Genomic DNA, 778 nt, shown 5'->3' with positions numbered 1-778 from the left:
GTCGTGGAGGTCGTCGGTGTTGAGGCCGACGAGGCGCAGCTCGTCGCCGGCGATCTCATCCAGGGTGAAGACGACATCGCCGCCGTCGTTGGCGGCCACTGCCATCAGTTCCGCAAAGCTCGTGATGGAAAAGCCGTTCAGCTGGATCATGTCGTTGCCGGGATCGAAGTCGGTGACGAGGTCGGAGCCGCTGCCGGTGTCGAACACGAAGAGGTCGTCGCCATGGCCACCGGTCAGGGTGTCGTCGCCCTCGCCGCCGATCAGGGTGTCGTCGTCACGCCCGCCCAGCAGCAGGTCGTCGCCCTCGCCGCCTTCGAGAAGATCGGTGTTGTAGCCGCCGTCGAGGACGTCGTCGCCGTCACCGCCGACCAGGGTATCGTCATCGCGCTCGCCGAAGAGGGTGTCGTCACCATCGCCGCCGACGAGATAGTCGTCGTCACGCCCGCCGAAGATGACGTCGTCGCCGTCACCGCCGTCGAGGTCGTCGTCACCGCGATCGCCGAGGATGGTGTCGTCACCATCGCCGCCGGCGACATAGTCGTCACCGCGCCCGCCATCGATGACGTCGTCGCCATCGCTGCCGTCCAGGGTGTCATCGCCGCGGTCGCCAAGGATGGTGTCGTCGCCCCAGCCGCCGTTGACCAGGTCGTCGTCGCGGCCGGCGTCGACAAAGTCGTCGCCGTCGCCGGCAAAAATGCTGTCCTCGCCGCAGTCGCCGTAGACCGTGTCGAAGCCGTCGCCGGCCAGGATCACGTCGTCGTCGCGGCCGCCGTCCAGC

At 67.9% G+C, this 778-nt stretch carries 1 protein-coding gene; it reads right to left on the bottom strand.

Annotation, left to right across the window (positions count from 1 at the left end; translation table 11 throughout):
* Positions 1 to 778: calcium-binding protein (locus WDC82_RS25115; RefSeq protein ID WP_340120194.1), on the bottom strand; the 778-nt coding region annotated here is incomplete at both ends.

Origin of the sequence: Pelagibius sp. 7325 (genome assembly GCF_037652055.1) — a bacterium.
Taxonomy (GTDB): Bacteria; Pseudomonadota; Alphaproteobacteria; order Kiloniellales; family Kiloniellaceae; genus Pelagibius.
The sequence above is the reverse complement of the archived record's forward strand: the minus strand, read 5'-3'. Positions and strand labels throughout refer to the sequence as shown.